We start from the raw sequence: 14,601 nt of genomic DNA, 5'->3' as shown, positions 1-14,601 counted from the left end.
AATGCTTGACCAATTAAGCGAATACGCTTAGTTTGAAGTGATTCGTCCCGTCACGCAGCGGGCCCCTCGGAAGGAATCCCATGACCGTCGCGTATGGACCGATCTGCCAAATCGCCTGGGTCACTGAGGACATCGAGGCCACCGAACAGCTGCTGAGCAAGCAGTTCGGCGTCGGCGGATGGGTCCGGATGCCCAACATCGAGTTCGGGCCGCAGACCTGCCGCCTGCACGGCGAGCCCGCCGACTTCACGGCCCACATCTCCTTGTCCTATTCGGGCGACATGCAGTTGGAGCTGATCCAACCGGTGCGCGGCGACAGCATCTACACCGAATTCCTGGCTCGCAGCGGCCCGGGCCTGCACCACGTGTGTTTCGAGCCAGGCGATTTCGACGCCGCCGTGGCATCGGCGCAGGAGCAAGGTCTGCCGATCGTGCAGGAAGGTGAGATGTCCGGCGGGTTGATGCGTTTCGCGTATATGGACGGAGCCTCGGCCGGGGTGCCGTATATCGAACTCGGCAAGTTCAGCCCCGAGATTCGCGCGATGTTCGAGCACATCAAGACGGCCGCGAAGGGCGCCTGATGACCCCGGAAACCGTATCAGCACACAGTGTTTCGTCGTTCTCTGACGAGGTCGATGTCCTGGTTGTCGGGCTCGGCATGGCAGGCGGATGCGCAGCGGTCGAAGCAGCCGCGTCGGGCGCCCGCGTGCTCGTGCTCGAACGTGCCGCGGTGGCCGGCGGCACCACCGCGATGGCCGGCGGCCACTTCTACTTAGGCGGTGGCACCGCGGTTCAGGAGGCCACCGGCCAGGAGGACTCAGCCGCTCAGATGGCCGCTTATCTGACCGCGGTCTCGAAAGAGCCTGTGCCGGAACTGATCAACGCCTACTGTGAAGGCAGCGCCGAACATCTCCGATGGCTGGAGGCCCTGGGCTTCGAGTTCGAGCGCAGTTATTACCCGCACAAGGCTGTCATTCAGCCGGAGACACAGGGCTTGATGTACACCGGCAACGAGCAGGTGTGGCCGTTCCGCGAGCAGGCGGTTCCGGCGCCGCGGGGCCACAAGGTCCCGGTACCCGGCGATACCGGCGGCGCGGGCATGGTGGTCAAGCTTCTCGTCGAGCGACTAGGCGAGCTCGGCGCGGAAATCCGTTACGAGACAGGTGTATCCGCACTCGTCATTGATGACGACCGAGTCGTCGGCGCAACGTGGAAGCACTTCGGCGAGACGGGCGCCGTACGGGCGAAGTCCGTCGTCCTGGCCACCGGTGGCTTCGTGATGAACCGCGAGATGCTGGCGCAGCATGTTCCCCGACTGGCCGATGATCGCGTTTTCGCGCTGGGCAGCACCTACGACGACGGCAGCGGTATCCGCATGGGCCAATCGGTCGGCGCCGCGACCAAATACCTGGATCAGGCGTTCATGACCGCGCCGGTGTATCCGCCTGCCACACTGCTCACCGGCCTCATCGTTAATCGCAACGGAGACCGGTTCGTCGCCGAAGACTCTTATCACGCGAGAACTTCCGCCTTCGCCCTCGAACAGCCGGACAGTGTCGCGTACCTCGTCGTCGATTCCCGACATGTCGAGATGCCGACGATGCCGTTGGTTCAGTTGATCGATGGGTGGGAAGATGTCGCCGAGATGGAAGCGGCCCTCGGCATACCGGCCGGGCGGTTGCAGTCCTCACTCGACAGGTACAACGCGAACGCGGCACGGGGCGAGGACCCCGATTTCCACAAGGCGGCAACGTATCTGGAGCCCCAGGACGTCGGCCCGTGGGCCGCATTCGACTTGAGTCTGGGCAAGGCGTTCTACAGCGGTTTCACCCTCGGCGGCCTGGCGATCTCCGTCGACGGTGAGGTACTTCGCGACGACGGCACTGCCATTGCCGGGCTCTACGCCGCCGGCGCCTGCGCCTCCACCATCGCGCAGGACGCCAAGGGGTACTCCAGCGGCACCCAGCTGGGTGCCGGTTCATTCTTCGGCCGGCGTGCAGGGCGAGCCGCTGCCGTAGCGGCGACCGGAGCGCAATCCCGGTAGCGTTGCACGTAATGACCGGATCAGCCGACCTGCCCACCATCATGCCCGCCGCGTTCATCGGTCACGGCAGCCCGATGAACGCCGTGGAACGCAACCAGTACACGGCCGCGTGGACGGAGTTCGGCCAGTCGGTGCCACGGCCGCGGGCGATCCTGGTGGTCAGTGCGCACTGGTACATCAACGCCACCGCGGTCACCGCCATGGCCCATCCCCGCACCATCCACGACTTCTACGGCTTCCCGCAGGAGTTGTTCGACGTGCAATACCCGGCACCCGGACTGCCCGAGCTGGCCGACGAGATCGCCGAGACCGTCAAACCGACGTGGATCGGTTCTGACCGGGACAGCTGGGGCATCGACCACGGCACGTGGTCGGTGTTGGTGCACGCCTTCCCGGATGCCTCGATCCCGGTGGTGCAATTGTCGATCAACGCCGAGAAACCGCTGGAGGAACACATCGCGCTCGGCGCGCAACTGGCCGAATTACGCAGCCGCGGAGTGCTGATCGTCGGCAGCGGCAATATCGTGCACAACCTGCGCGCCATGAACGCGCGGCTTCCCGACAGCGGATTCGATTGGGCCACAAGGTTTGACGACGCGGCAGCCGATCTGCTGACCGCGGCACCGGCCGACATTCTGCGGCTACGGGAACATCCCGACTTCGCCGCCGCCGCGCCGACGCCGGATCATTTCATCCCGATGCTCTATTTTGCCGGGTTGTGCGCAGCCGCCGACACGCCCGCGCACGTGCTCGTCGACGGCTATACCTACGGGTCGCTGTCGATGACGTCGTATGTGGTGAACTGACGCCGTTCAGGCCACGCTGCTCTCATCGACTTCAGTTGCCCCAGCAGGTTTCATCGCTTCTGCCGCCGTGATGTACGCGTGGCGGTGGTTGAGGAACTGGTGACGCGCATTCTCGCCGACCAGCGTGCGTATTTCGTTCAGCAGGGCACGCCTGCCCTGATGTTGATGCCGCAGGAGCCGGCCTGCCGAGCCGAACAAGCGCGATGCACTCAACACCTGCGACGGCCTTTCGCGGTGGTTGAACAGATCGAGGAACCGCCCGATTTCCCCCCTGGCGTGCAGGTCCGCGACCATCTGCGCGAACACCGTCGGAACCGCACCGGACTTGCCGAGATCGTTGGCGAACCAGTAATGATCGGAAAACTCGTGATCGCGCCACCGGCCCCAGCGCGCCAGCGCCGCATCCTGCGCTTCCGGCGAGCCACCCAGGCCCTCGACCACCGCCGGTACCAGCGCATCGACTTGAGAGAACGCGTCGCTGATCCCCCGCCCTGCCGACGGGTCCTTGAAGTGGCCGGCATCGCCGACGAGCGCCCAGCCTGGCCCCGACGGATCTCGGAAGAAGCCGGTCCAGTGCAACATCCCGAAGTACTTGCTCACCCGCTGCGCGCCCGCCAGCGCCTCCGCCACCGGCTCACAGGTCAGTGCGTCGGCCATGAAACTGCCATCAAGGTCGGCGCGGTATCGCTGGAGCTGAGAAAATTCGGGGACGACGATCACTTGGTACAGGCCCTCGTCGCACGGCGCGGCAATCACGAACTTGTCGTCCCACCGGTGAAAAACGTTGGACGGCTCGGCCGGCATGTGCGCGCCACTGAAAAACGCCCAGTAGGCGAACCGCTGGCCGGGGACCACGTTGTATTTGCGCGCTGCCACGAGATTTCCGACAGTGGAGTTACGCCCGTCGGCGCCGACGACCAGCCGCGCCCGCAGTTCCTCCTCCCGGCCGTGCGTTTTTACCCGTACCCCGGTGACCCGGCTGCCTTCCCAGATCATTCCGGTTACCTCAGTCGCCATCCGGACCTCGGCGCCGGCCTCCTCGGCGGCGCCGGCCAGTATCGGGTCGAGCACCGTGCGCCGGACCGATGCGCCGCCGCCGATGTCGCCGCTGCGGAGCGGCCACGGCGCGTTGAACTGGAAAGAGTCAGCGCGAGAGTTGGACCGCTTCATGAATGGTGCACCGGTGGCGCGGAGCTGGTCCGTCACACCGAGCCGATCGAGGAACGCCAAGCCGTCCGTCTCGAAGATGTGGGTCGACAGGGTGTCCCGCGGAAACGTCGCACGTTCGACTACCGCAACGTTCACGCCCTGCCGCGCCAGCATCGTGGCCAGCGGCGAGCCGGCACACCGAGCGCCGACGATGACGACGTCAAATCCCTGGGCCAACATGGTTGCTCCCGAAGTTCGCACTGCGCCGAGGCAGGCCGCACCCGGCGCAGCTGGAAAAAGCGTACGCCGCGTGATGCGTGACGTACAGCAATTCTTCAGGACTTTGCCATGCTTACCGCAAACCGACTTTCGTTGGTTTTATCACGACCGCGTCAATGCCGCGGCACGCTAGACCCGTTGTTCCCCAGTAGTTCTGGCGCGACGGGGTTTGCGCGTGACGATCGGGTTCTCATGCCCGTCGAGGCCGTCTGCGCGCAATGTGTTGTACGAAAACCTGCCGCTTGCAACCGAATGCGCCATCGTGGTGCTCATGACGCCGAGCGCCGGGTTCGTCGAAAACCGCGAAACCTGTTGTGCGCAAGGACTATTGCACCCGAGGGCGGCGCTAGGACAAAGCGGGTCCGGGAGTCGGCGATGTCGGCGTGGAGCTCGACGGAACCGAACTGGGAGGCTGCAAACCGTAGCCGGCCTGCGGGCCGGGCGGTGTGCCGTACGTCTGCGGAGGTCCGGGCAATGCTCCGTAGCCCATCTGGGGATTGGGGCCGGGTTGCGGGCCATACGCCGGGAACTGCGAGCCGTACCCGGGCAGCGTCAGAGGCGAGCCGGCAAGGAGCTTCGACATTACGAAAGCCGCTGCCTGGTCCGTGTACGCGGGGACATAACCCTGCGTGTGGCCACTCCAAGAGTTGCCCGCACCCGAGTGACAGATCGGGTCGGCGGGATTACAGAGGTCGATCGCTTTGGGACTCAGCGGTGAGTTCTGGGTCGGTGGCGCTCCGTCGGTGCGATCTGCCTGGTTGCCGAAAGTAGCGACGGCCGCGATGTTCTTGTTGTACTCCGGCGGCAACGGATCACCCCAGTTGATACCGGAGAAGCCGGCCACGATGTTGACGACGCTCGCGCCTTGCGAGTAGCCACCCAGAACGATCTTGGTATTGGGGCAAGCCGACGCCGTGGACTTGATGTGAGCGATCGCGTCCTTGGCGCCCTCGCCGCTGTGCCGCTGCGTGATGGTGGCCTTGTAGTCCACCGCGTACGACCTGATGGTCAAGCCGCCGGCCTGTTTGCGCAGCGCATCGACAAGGGCATCCCCGACCCGGCCCATACCCGCCGGCTCGTCGGTGCCACGCGCGAAGATGACTTCGGCGTCGGGGCAGTCATCGGCAGCGGCCACCGGCGCCACACCCGCGATGACGAGTGGGCCCGCCACCGTGAGCAGAGCGACAGCGCCAGCAACGATCGAGCGAGGTACGTGGCGAAACAGCATCTCCGCATCTTACCCGCAGGCAGGAAAGTAAGACAAACGCCTGACCAGCAAATATTCATCACGCAGCAATCAGCGCACCGCCCACATACGCCGCCGGAGCAGGTTTCCGGCAAACCTCAAACGCTAGATTCCGCCGTCCGATGACCGGGGTGCTCACCGCGCTGACCGGTATAGTCGCCGGCGTGGGTGCGCATTCTGACCAGGCTCCCGCACCCACGGTGCGGGCGCACTCGTCGTGCACCCCGTCGTTTCTCTCCTCGATCTGGAACCGCGCCCGCCTGGCGCCGCTGAACAAATTCGCGCGCTGATTCTCGCTGCCCGAATGTTCACACCTCCAGTTCCCGTGATGAAAAATGAAGCCATCTCTCTACGCCGTTGCGGCGTCGCTGTACCTCGCTGAGTACACCCTCTATTCGAACTCGTCCGCGACCGTTCTCTTGAACGCGTCGATCGCGGACTTCTTCCACCTGCCCTATGGCCTGGCCGCGAACGTCGGCGTGGCCTTCCTGGCTGGGTTCTGCGCGACCCTGCTGCCAGCCGGTCTGCTGCTGCACCGCTGCCGTCCGATCACCACGTTCTACGTCAGTTCGGCAGCGCTCGCGATACTCGGCATCGCCGCGAGCCTCAGCCCGTCGTTCTGGGTGCTCATCGTGGTCCGGTTCCTGCAGGGCGCGGCGTCGGCCGTGCTGGCACCGCAGCTGTTCCGGATCGCGCGACAGCAGTTCTATCCCGATCACCACACCGCGTTCCTCGGCACCTGGGGGCTCGTGGTGTCGGCGTCAGCGCTGTGTTCACCGCTGATCACCGCCGTGCTCAACGACGCGTGGGGGTGGCGGGCCTTCCCGTACGAGACGGTGCTGACGACGGTCGTGTCGATTCCGCTACTGGCGTGGGGCGCGCGGGCGCAGGTACCCGAGGCCGACACTGTGCCCGAGAGCTCGCACCGGGGTGCGGGTTTGATCGTTGGTTTCGGGCTGGCGCAGGTCGTCATCTTCCTCGTGGCCGGGGCCACCACCGAGCTGACGACCAAGGTCCTGTTGAGCCTGCTGGCGACGGCGCTGGGCGTCGCGGTCATCGGCGCCTGCCGATCATCGGCCGGAGACGGAGCCCGCCGGCCGATTCTGTATCGCAGCTTCCTGATCGTCTTCGTGGCCGGCATCGCGACCAACGTCTTCACCTTGGTGGTGATCTACGTCCTGCAACGGGTGCAGTCGTTCAGCTCCTACCGGGCCGCGCTCGTTCTCTTGCCCATGGCGGTGGTCGCGGGCCTGTTGCCGATCTCGAGGTTCGGCCGCCCCGGCGATGCCGCGAAGAACACCCGGTTGGTGGCTTACGGTGCGGCGTGCCTGGCGCTGGCCGGTTGCTGGGTCGCGGTGAGCGCCGACCATGTGGGTTCGTCGCTGATCAGTGCCACCGTGATGGGCGGCGCCATGGGCTTCCTGTGGAGTTCACTGGCCACCAACGTGCTGACGAGTTCCGGCCGGGTGACGTTCGATTCCGCGGTGTACCACTACCTGCGGGCGTTGGGAGCGGCCATCGGCGTGTCGGTAGGGGCGACGGCAATCGGCGGTTTCGCGGACCCGCACCGCCTGTTCGTCTTCGCCGGGGTGTTGATCGCCGTCGTCGGCGTCATCGCGTCTGTCGCGGCGCGGCCGGCCGTCACCACTCGTGTGGAGGCTGCACGCTGATGCGCGATATCACTTTCGCCTGGCCACCCGGACAGCTCACCACGGACCCGCGCCTGGCCTACAACGGAATCTCGAAAACCTATGTGCGACAGGTGTTCGAGAGCCTCGTCGACGTCGACCCGGTGACCGCCCAGCTGAGGCCGTGGCTGGCGTCGGCGTGGCGTCGCCCCGATCCGCGCACCGTGGAGCTGACCATCCCGCCCGGACGGCACTTCTCTGACGGCACGCCGCTCACCGCAGACTCGGTCCGAAACAGCTTCCGCGACATCATGACTGACCTTGCGGATGTCACTCCCCTACCGTCGGCGGTTGCCGCCCTCACCGGGCTGTCAGCTGTGGAATCGCTCGGCGAGACGGTCGTCTTCCGGTTCGAGCGGCACAACGCCGCGTTCCTGCACAGCCTCGCGGGTGTGAACTTGGCGGTCAGCAAGCCGTCTACCGGCGACATGCGGCTCGGCACCGGCTCGTGGGTGCCCGCGGAGTCGGGGTGCCTCGCCGATGGCAGGCATCGTCTGCTGTTCGACGCGCACGACGACGGATCCGCCGCGGTGCGCGCCGGTAGCACGGACGGCTTCGCGACGGCCGATATCCACAACCCGGGGATCAGTTACGGTCTGTGCCCCAACGCATCCCGCGGTCCCCTTGCCGATGCACGGATCCGGCGCGCGCTGTCTCTGCTGATCGATCGGGAGCGACTGCGCCCGATCCTGGAGTCGTGCGGCTACACCGTGGCCGGCTCGGTGCTTACGCCGACCACGCTGCACTACCTCGACTGCTCGGCCCAGTTGCGGCACGAACCGGCAGCGGCACACCGGTTGCTCGATGCGGCCGCCGCCGACGGGTTGCGGTTCGAGGTGGTGTTCAACAGCTCGTTCTCCCCCGTCGACGCCGAACTGTTGTCCGCGGTTGCCGACCAATGGGCGGACCATGGTGTCGAGCTGGTGCTGCACGACGTCGACTTCGGCGAGCTCCGGTCGCGGCAGCAGACGGGGGCCTACGATTTCCGGTTCTTCTATTACACGGCAATCGATCCCGATGCGTTGCGGTATCAGTTCGCGATCGATCAACGCAACGCGATGTGCCGCGTGGAACGTGATCGGCTCGACGACCTGCTCGACGCGCAGTTGCACTGCCCCGAACCCGCCGAGCGCCGAAAGCTGGTGCACGGCATCCAGACCCACATCATCCATGACGGGCTGTGGCTGCCGATCGGCAACGTGCGCACCGTCGTCAGCCACCGACCGGATACCGTGCCCCGACTCGCACTCGACGCCGAGGGCCTGGCGCGCTTCCCCCATCTTTAGAAAGGCATCACCGTGTCAGACCACATCACTGCACCCGTCGTCATCGTCGGCGCCGGACTCGGCGGACTCGCCGCGGCGATCGCATTACAGCAGAGCGGCCGCCACGCCATCGTGGTGGACAAGACCCGCGAGCTCGGCGAGGTCGGCGGCCCGCTCGGCATCTCACCACCGACGCTACGACTGTTCGGCGAATGGGGCATGCTCGAGCAGTTCAACCGGATCTCTTCTGCGACGCGCTATTTCGAGACGCACGATCAGGCCGGTCACGTCGAGTCCGTCGCCGACTACGCGGCAATCCCGGAAATCGGTTCGGAACACGGCCGGTTCGGATATGCCGACGCCGAGTTGTCGCCGCGCACCGTCCACCGGGCCGACCTGCATGCCCTGATGGTGGCGCATCTCGGCAGGGACCGAGTTCGGCTGCGCCACCAGCTGACCGGTCTCGTCGAGCATGACGATCACGTCGATCTCACGTTCGCCGACGGCGCCGTCATCCCGACGCAGTTGGTGATCGGCGCCGACGGGCTGCGGTCCACTGTGCGTGGGCTTTTCAGCGATGACTCGATCAACTACTGCGGTTCGGTGATCTTCCGCGCCGTCAGCCCCGTCGACTGCCTGGGCGCCCGCCCGAACGACCGGTTGCGCTCGTGGCATTCGGCCGACGACGCCAGACACGTCATCGCGATGCCGGTGCGCGCGGGCCGGCAGGTAGCGGTCGACGCGACCCTCGGTATCGACGAACCACCGCTGCACCTGTGGTCGGCGCGTGCGGATTTGGCTGCGCTGGCAAGGCAATTCGATGACTTCGAGACCGTCGTGGGTCAGCTGATCCGCGGCGCCGCCGGCCCGGTGTACATGCACCCGGTCTACGACCGGGACCCCATCGCGCGCTGGACGACCGCGCGCGTCGCGCTGCTCGGTGATGCCGCGCACCCGATGACGCCGTTCGGCGGGCAGGGCGCCAATCAGGCGATCCAGGACGGTGCCGAGCTCGCGCGTCAGCTGACCGATGCTCAGGACGGTGATGTCGCCGCGGCACTCCAGCGCTACCAGGCCGTCCGGACCGCGCAGACTGCGGAGATTCAGCGCTCAGCGCGGCAGCTGGCCTCGCGGCGGGCGACCATCGCGATGCGACTGACCGACGTGCTGGTCGACGCCTAGCCCCGCAGACTCCGAAACATGCCGAGGCAGTGGCCTAACGCTTCTCGCTGCCCCCGACACGCGTGACCAACCGGGCGACCCACTCGCGAAAACGCACATGCCGCGGCTGCTTCTCGTCTCCGGTCACGTCGACCCAGGACCCCGCACCGTACTTGTTGGTCTGCGCAGACCCGGAGCGGACGATCTCAAGCGAACCGTCGGTGTGCTTGATGTAGCGGTCAGCGAAGCGTGCGAATTCGTCTACTGCACCGCCGTCGCGCGTGACGTGGACGGTCATGATGAAAATCCAATCTCTAGCGTTTTCCTCGTGACTGCGTTGAGCCAGCGAGTTGCCTTGCGGTCAAACACGTTCAGGCGAGGCATGCGCGACGACAGTCGACGCCGCAGTTTGAGGCGTCATCGCGACGCTCCGCTCTCGGCCGGGAATCGGCCAGATCAGTTCAACTCGGCGACGAAACAGCTTCGTACAGCCGTATGCGAAATACCGCCGATTACCCCACACTACGCCGGATCGGCGTCACCTCGCAGAGATTCATGGTGACCGTCGTATGGCGCGTGCGGCAACTGAGCAATATCAGTGCGATGTGCTTACGGTGCAACAGTATTGAGATCAGACACCCGATTCCGGCGGTTGGACTCGGTGTGCGGAGCCAACGCCAGCCAGTAGAGCGCGACCACCGCCGGCGGCGCCAGCAGCGGCAGCCACGGCAGGTCCAGATTCACCGCGGTGGCGACGACGCCCATGAGTGTAAAACCAAACATGCCAAGCAGTGTCGGCCTGGTCATGGTGACCGCCCCGGCGCCCGCCGCATGTCGCAACAGCAGGTACGCGGCCGCGGACAGTCCCGATAGTGCCGCGACCAGCGCCGGCGAGTCGGACAGAGCCAGTACCACCACCGTGAGCAGTACAGCCCCCGTCGCCGCAGCCCGGAACGCCAGCCCGGTACCCACCGCCGCCAGTGCCGCAACGGCAACGATGACAGCCATGCCCTGGGCCTGGATACCGGCCACCGCGACCATGAGGACGCCGAAGCCGGTCGAAAGCGTCCGGGCACCAGGCTGACCCAACCGGGTTGCCGCGTCGGTCGTCATCGCGTCACCACCTCGCGGCCCGCCGGGGTGCCGGCATCAACCGCAGCGCCTGGTCCAGAGTGGCGGTCGACGGCCACGGCACGACGTCGACGCCGACGATCCCCATGTCGCGGTACATCGCGTGACGCTGCAGCGCCCACATGCGGGCCAGCGTCGCGTCGTGCTCGCCGTCGAACGGCGGCCCTTCCAGCACGTCGACGGCCACCACGGTGTGCCGGCGGTTCCGCAATTCGGTGAGCGCCAACGCGAATGCGGTGTCGAGCAACGTCGAGAAGGCGAACACGATCGCGCCGGGCGGGACGGCCGCGCGCGGCGCCAATGTGCCCGTCGTCGTTTCGTATTCACGCCCCACGCACATCGCGGCATCGAGCACGCGGTAGAACTGGCGCTGGCCGATGTCGGCACCGATCCACCGCGGCCGCGCGCTACCGAGCGCGACGATGCCGGCGCGGTCACCGTTGCGCAGCGCGCTCTGCACCACTTGCGCGGCGCCGAGCACGACCCGCTCCATGGCGGCGGACGCCGGTCCGAGAGGCTGCATGCTCGTGTCGATGAGCACGATCACGTCCGCGGCGCGGTGGGTCAACCGTTCGGTGACATGAAGCCGGCCCCGCCGAGCGCTCACCGGCCAGTTGATCGTGCGCAGCTGGTCGCCGGGAAGGTAGGCACGGACATCCGCGTACTCGACGCCCGGTCCGACGTGACGGGTGAGATGCGTGCCGAGCCGGTCGGGCAATTCGATGCGCGGTATCGGTGTCGATTGAGGCGGTGCAACGGGAAAGACGAAGACTTCGGCGGCTTCGACGGTGCCCGTCCCGGCCAGTAGTCCCCCGCCCGCCACCGCGTCGACCCTGGCCCGGATCGGATATCGGCCCCAGCGCTCGGCCCGCACCGAGACGCTCTGCCGCGGTGCGGCGCTGCCCTCGAGAACCTCGATGTCCATTCCTGATTCGACGGACACCGTCACTTCGGCCGCGATGGTCGGCGCGTCCGTCGTCACCCAGACCGTCAGCTCCGTCTTGTCGTTCTCGAAGCACCGGGTGAGGCCGGGCCGCCCCTGTACGTACACCTTGGCGGACGGGCGCTGCCAGCTGATCGAGCACAGCACACCGAGCAGCGGCGCCGCGAAGGCGATGAGCTGCCACCGCGGGCCGAGCACGGCCACGGCGAGGGCGATGCCGGTGCAGGTGGCGATGGCCTTCGTGAGCGAGGATGCGCACCAACGCAATTCGACTTCGCGGGGTTCGGTCGCACTCGTCACGACGGCCCACCGCGCGTCCGCGGCACGGGCAGACGTTGCAGCAGCTGTGCCACGATGTCGCTGCCGTGGACGCTGCGTACCCACATCTCCGGCTTGAGACTGATCCGGTGCGAAATCACCGGAATGGCAAGCGCTTTGACGTCCTCGGGAATCACGTAATCCCGGCCGAAAAGCAGCGCACGCGCACGGGCGAGTTGCACGAGATCGAGCTCGGCCCGGGGGCTGGCGCCGACGACCACCTGTGGGTGACTGCGACTGGCCGCCGCCAGCGACACCACGTAGTGCAGGACGTCGTCATGCACCGTCACCTGCTCGACCGACTCGCGCATGGCAAGCAGATCATGGGCATCGACAATCTGTTTCACCATCGGTTCGGCGGAACCACGTTCGAGACGGCGGCGCAGCATCACCGTTTCGTCGGCACCGGACAGGTACTTCAGTTCGACTCGGACCGCGAATCTGTCGAGCTGTGCCTCCGGCAGCGGGTAGGTGCCCTCGTACTCGATGGGGTTGTCCGTGGCGAGAACGATGAACGGCGCGGGCAGCCGGTGAGTTTCGCCGTCGATGCTCACCTGACTTTCCGCCATGGCCTCCAGCAGCGCGGCCTGGGTCTTCGGCGGCGTCCGGTTGATCTCGTCGCCCAGCAGCAGGTTGGTGAAGATCGGCCCGCGCCGGAACTCGAACCGGCCGGACTGCATGTCGTAGATGGTCGAGCCGAGCAGATCGGCGGGCAGCAGGTCCGGGGTGAATTGCACACGGGTGAAGGCCAGGCCCAATGCTCGCGCAAAAGACTTGGCGATCAACGTCTTCCCCAGTCCCGGGAGGTCCTCGATGAGCACGTGGCCACCCGCGAGCACGGCGGTCAGGATGAGGGTCAGCGCGGCTCGCTTCCCCACCACCACGCGCTCGATCTCGTCGAGCACCGCCTCGGAATGGGCTGTCGTCAGCTCTGCCGGCATCGTCATAGCCGCTCCAATCGGTGCAGGATTTCATCGAGCGTGGCCCGGCCCGGTCCCGGCTCGCCACGGCTGGACCGGCGGACATCGTGCGGATCCACCCACTGCCACAACTGATCGCCGAACACCATCCGCCCGGTCGCTTGCATCGCGGCCGGATCCCTGGCCTGCTGCGGACCGGTCGCCATGAAGAACTCCCGCGCCAACGTGGGCCGCAGGTGTTGATCCCAGTCACCGCGCGTCGTCTCCGACCACTGGATCAGCGTTTCGGTGCGAACGATCCAGTCCCGCAACGACTCTTCCGCGTCGTTTAGCGCCGGTTCGACGAATCGCGGTCCGCGGTCGACCAGCCGGCGCCGGACAGCCCACAGCACGAGCACCGCCACAGCCGCGGAGACCCACCCGACCGCTCGGCGATCTCCGAGGATCAGCGTGAGCAGCTCCGCCCCTATCACCAACGTGATCCCAACGATCCCAAGCCTCTTCATGTCAGGCTCCGCAGCTCGTCGAGCACCCGGAGCAGCGCCCCGGCGGCGATCTCACGATGGCACTCGGTCATGACGTGCGGGCTGAAACGCGCCTCGGCGAACAAGGTGACCAGCTCGGTCGCGCTGCCCGCGTGCAGCGCATGGTGTTCGACGGCCCGGGCGAGTACTTCAGATGGCGTGTCCGAGTCCTGCGGTGCGGCGCCCGGAGCGTCCGCGAGGGCACGCTCCATCGCGGCATAGCAGGCGATGATGGACTCGCGGGGCCCGCGGCTGCGGTCGCCGATCTCGGCAAGGCCGAATTCCGCTGCCCGCGTGAGGGATTCCGGTGTCGACTCCCCCACTACCGGTGCCGGGCCGTCAGCGACCGGCAGCTGCGGCTCAGAACCGCGCCGGCTTCTGCGGACCATGACACCGCCGACAGCCCACAACAGCAGCATCATCACGGTTGCCGCGAGCAGGTAACCGAAGACGCTGGGCTCTTGTTGCCGAGGTACTGCCGGCGGCTGTGTCGGTGCCGGTGACGGCGGCGGTGAGGGCACCGGGTTGATCGGCGCTCTGTTCTGCGGGGGTTCCGCGAAGGGCAGAGCTGGTAGCTGCAGCAGCTGCAGATGTGACAGCAGGAGAAGGATCACCAGCCAGGCGAGGAGTACCCCGCCCCCGATCAGCAGCAGACGGCCTACGGGCTTCCAGGTGAGCTTGCCGTCGAACGATCCCGGCAACTGGAAGGTCGCCGACGCGCCGGCCGTCCTCGGACGTCGGCGCGACGCGATGAAGGCGATCGCGACGATGAGCACCGAGACGACGAGCACCGTGTCGATGCCAACCTGGCTCGCGGTGCTGCTTGCCGGCTTGTCAGGGTGCGGGTGGCCGCTGCCGGGCAGATACCCGCGCAGTGCCAGGGACACGACGAAGAGCAGCACGATCAGCGCGACCACGCGCCCCAACGCCCTGTCGCTACCGTTCATCGGTACACCGCTCGATCGTTCGCCCTGCCTCCATCGTGGCACGTCACAGCCGCCGAAACTGCCGAACAAGCTCGATGCCCTCACGACCTGACGTTCCTCGTCTGGCCGAGGGAATCGAGTTGTGGAAATGTGAGGCGCTCGATCGGAGGTCCGAAGTGAAATGGGCAGCAAGGTCACTGT

15 protein-coding genes are annotated in these 14,601 nt (G+C 66.6%); 7 read left to right on the top strand and 8 right to left on the bottom strand.

Annotated features, from left to right (window positions below; all coding sequences use genetic code 11):
* Window positions 1–80 precede the first annotated feature (80 nt).
* Genes BR47_RS0117245 through ygiD form a run of 3 tightly spaced genes read left to right on the top strand, consistent with a single transcriptional unit; the run spans window position 81 to window position 2,850 of the window.
* Window positions 81–581, top strand: a complete 501-nt coding sequence (locus BR47_RS0117245) for a VOC family protein (protein WP_029120272.1) — start codon at window positions 81–83, stop codon at window positions 579–581.
* Window positions 581–2,044: an FAD-binding protein gene (locus BR47_RS0117240; RefSeq protein ID WP_029120271.1), complete on the top strand. Its 1,464-nt coding sequence runs from the start codon at window positions 581–583 to the stop codon at window positions 2,042–2,044. Before BR47_RS0117245 ends, BR47_RS0117240 begins: the two co-directional genes overlap by 1 nt.
* 41 nt (window positions 2,045–2,085) lie before the next feature.
* Window positions 2,086–2,850, top strand: a complete 765-nt coding sequence (ygiD, locus tag BR47_RS0117235; RefSeq protein ID WP_036427533.1) for a 4,5-DOPA-extradiol-dioxygenase — start codon at window positions 2,086–2,088, stop codon at window positions 2,848–2,850.
* A gap of 6 nt (window positions 2,851–2,856) precedes the next feature.
* Here the strand turns inward: ygiD and BR47_RS30795 are convergent, their stop codons facing one another.
* Both BR47_RS30795 and BR47_RS30790 read right to left on the bottom strand, forming a co-directional pair.
* Window positions 2,857–4,239, bottom strand: coding sequence for an FAD-dependent oxidoreductase (locus BR47_RS30795; RefSeq protein ID WP_051634858.1), 1,383 nt, complete (start codon window positions 4,237–4,239; stop codon window positions 2,857–2,859).
* Window positions 4,240–4,624: 385 nt separating this feature from the next.
* Window positions 4,625–5,506 (bottom strand): cutinase family protein, encoded by an 882-nt coding sequence (locus BR47_RS30790; protein WP_036427507.1) that lies wholly within the window; start codon window positions 5,504–5,506, stop codon window positions 4,625–4,627.
* Between the two features lie 182 nt (window positions 5,507–5,688).
* Here BR47_RS30790 and BR47_RS34040 point away from each other — a divergent pair, with 182 nt between their 5' ends.
* From BR47_RS34040 to BR47_RS0117205, 4 genes are read left to right on the top strand one after another with little or no spacing between them, the layout of a single operon-like run.
* Window positions 5,689–5,814, top strand: coding sequence for a hypothetical protein (locus BR47_RS34040; RefSeq protein WP_263863790.1), 126 nt, complete (start codon window positions 5,689–5,691; stop codon window positions 5,812–5,814).
* Window positions 5,815–5,859: 45 nt separating this feature from the next.
* Window positions 5,860–7,194, top strand: a complete 1,335-nt coding sequence (locus tag BR47_RS0117215) for an MFS transporter (protein ID WP_029120269.1) — start codon at window positions 5,860–5,862, stop codon at window positions 7,192–7,194.
* Window positions 7,194–8,498 (top strand): ABC transporter substrate-binding protein, encoded by a 1,305-nt coding sequence (locus BR47_RS0117210; RefSeq protein ID WP_029120268.1) that lies wholly within the window; start codon window positions 7,194–7,196, stop codon window positions 8,496–8,498. The genes BR47_RS0117215 and BR47_RS0117210 overlap by 1 nt, the downstream gene beginning before the upstream one ends.
* 12 nt (window positions 8,499–8,510) lie before the next feature.
* Window positions 8,511–9,659 carry an FAD-dependent oxidoreductase gene (locus BR47_RS0117205; RefSeq protein ID WP_029120267.1) on the top strand — a complete coding sequence of 383 codons (1,149 nt, stop codon included), beginning with the start codon at window positions 8,511–8,513 and terminating at the stop codon, window positions 9,657–9,659.
* 34 nt (window positions 9,660–9,693) lie between these two features.
* On the opposite strand, the gene BR47_RS0117200 is transcribed toward BR47_RS0117205, so the two are convergent.
* From BR47_RS0117200 to BR47_RS0117175, 6 genes are all read right to left on the bottom strand, one after another.
* Window positions 9,694–9,936, bottom strand: a complete 243-nt coding sequence (locus tag BR47_RS0117200) for a hypothetical protein (RefSeq protein ID WP_029120266.1) — start codon at window positions 9,934–9,936, stop codon at window positions 9,694–9,696.
* A 311-nt stretch (window positions 9,937–10,247) separates the two neighbouring features.
* A complete protein-coding gene (locus BR47_RS0117195; protein ID WP_029120265.1) occupies window positions 10,248–10,751 on the bottom strand; it encodes a hypothetical protein in 504 nt (167 codons plus the stop codon).
* Between the two features lie 4 nt (window positions 10,752–10,755).
* Window positions 10,756–12,012 (bottom strand): DUF58 domain-containing protein, encoded by a 1,257-nt coding sequence (locus tag BR47_RS0117190; protein ID WP_029120264.1) that lies wholly within the window; start codon window positions 12,010–12,012, stop codon window positions 10,756–10,758.
* Window positions 12,009–12,977, bottom strand: a complete 969-nt coding sequence (locus BR47_RS0117185; RefSeq protein ID WP_020103052.1) for an AAA family ATPase — start codon at window positions 12,975–12,977, stop codon at window positions 12,009–12,011. The genes BR47_RS0117190 and BR47_RS0117185 overlap by 4 nt, the downstream gene beginning before the upstream one ends.
* Entirely contained in the window at window positions 12,974–13,456 is a 483-nt protein-coding gene (locus BR47_RS0117180; protein ID WP_029120263.1) for a hypothetical protein, read from the bottom strand. The genes BR47_RS0117185 and BR47_RS0117180 overlap by 4 nt, the downstream gene beginning before the upstream one ends.
* On the bottom strand, window positions 13,453–14,421 hold the full coding sequence (locus BR47_RS0117175) for a DUF4129 domain-containing protein (RefSeq protein ID WP_029120262.1): 969 nt from the start codon (window positions 14,419–14,421) through the stop codon (window positions 13,453–13,455). The genes BR47_RS0117180 and BR47_RS0117175 overlap by 4 nt, the downstream gene beginning before the upstream one ends.
* Between the last annotated feature and the right edge of the window lie 180 nt (window positions 14,422–14,601).

It is taken from the genome of Mycobacterium sp. UNC410CL29Cvi84 (assembly GCF_000686745.1).
GTDB lineage: Bacteria > Actinomycetota > Actinomycetes > Mycobacteriales > Mycobacteriaceae > Mycobacterium > Mycobacterium mucogenicum_B.
The sequence above is the reverse complement of the archived record's forward strand: the minus strand, read 5'-3'. Positions and strand labels throughout refer to the sequence as shown.

Bases quoted from the DNA above. Each gene is read 5' to 3' on its own strand.
- BR47_RS0117245 (WP_029120272.1), top strand. From the start codon at position 81: ATGACCGTCGCGTATGGACCGATCTGCCAAATCGCCTGGGTCACTGAG.
- BR47_RS0117240 (WP_029120271.1), top strand. From the start codon at position 581: ATGACCCCGGAAACCGTATCAGCACACAGTGTTTCGTCGTTCTCTGAC.
- ygiD (WP_036427533.1), top strand. From the start codon at position 2,086: ATGCCCGCCGCGTTCATCGGTCACGGCAGCCCGATGAACGCCGTGGAA.
- BR47_RS30795 (WP_051634858.1), bottom strand. From the start codon at position 4,239: ATGTTGGCCCAGGGATTTGACGTCGTCATCGTCGGCGCTCGGTGTGCC.
- BR47_RS30790 (WP_036427507.1), bottom strand. From the start codon at position 5,506: ATGCTGTTTCGCCACGTACCTCGCTCGATCGTTGCTGGCGCTGTCGCT.
- BR47_RS0117215 (WP_029120269.1), top strand. From the start codon at position 5,860: ATGAAGCCATCTCTCTACGCCGTTGCGGCGTCGCTGTACCTCGCTGAG.
- BR47_RS0117210 (WP_029120268.1), top strand. From the start codon at position 7,194: ATGCGCGATATCACTTTCGCCTGGCCACCCGGACAGCTCACCACGGAC.
- BR47_RS0117200 (WP_029120266.1), bottom strand. From the start codon at position 9,936: ATGACCGTCCACGTCACGCGCGACGGCGGTGCAGTAGACGAATTCGCA.
- BR47_RS0117195 (WP_029120265.1), bottom strand. From the start codon at position 10,751: ATGACGACCGACGCGGCAACCCGGTTGGGTCAGCCTGGTGCCCGGACG.
- BR47_RS0117185 (WP_020103052.1), bottom strand. From the start codon at position 12,977: ATGACGATGCCGGCAGAGCTGACGACAGCCCATTCCGAGGCGGTGCTC.
- BR47_RS0117180 (WP_029120263.1), bottom strand. From the start codon at position 13,456: ATGAAGAGGCTTGGGATCGTTGGGATCACGTTGGTGATAGGGGCGGAG.
- BR47_RS0117175 (WP_029120262.1), bottom strand. From the start codon at position 14,421: ATGAACGGTAGCGACAGGGCGTTGGGGCGCGTGGTCGCGCTGATCGTG.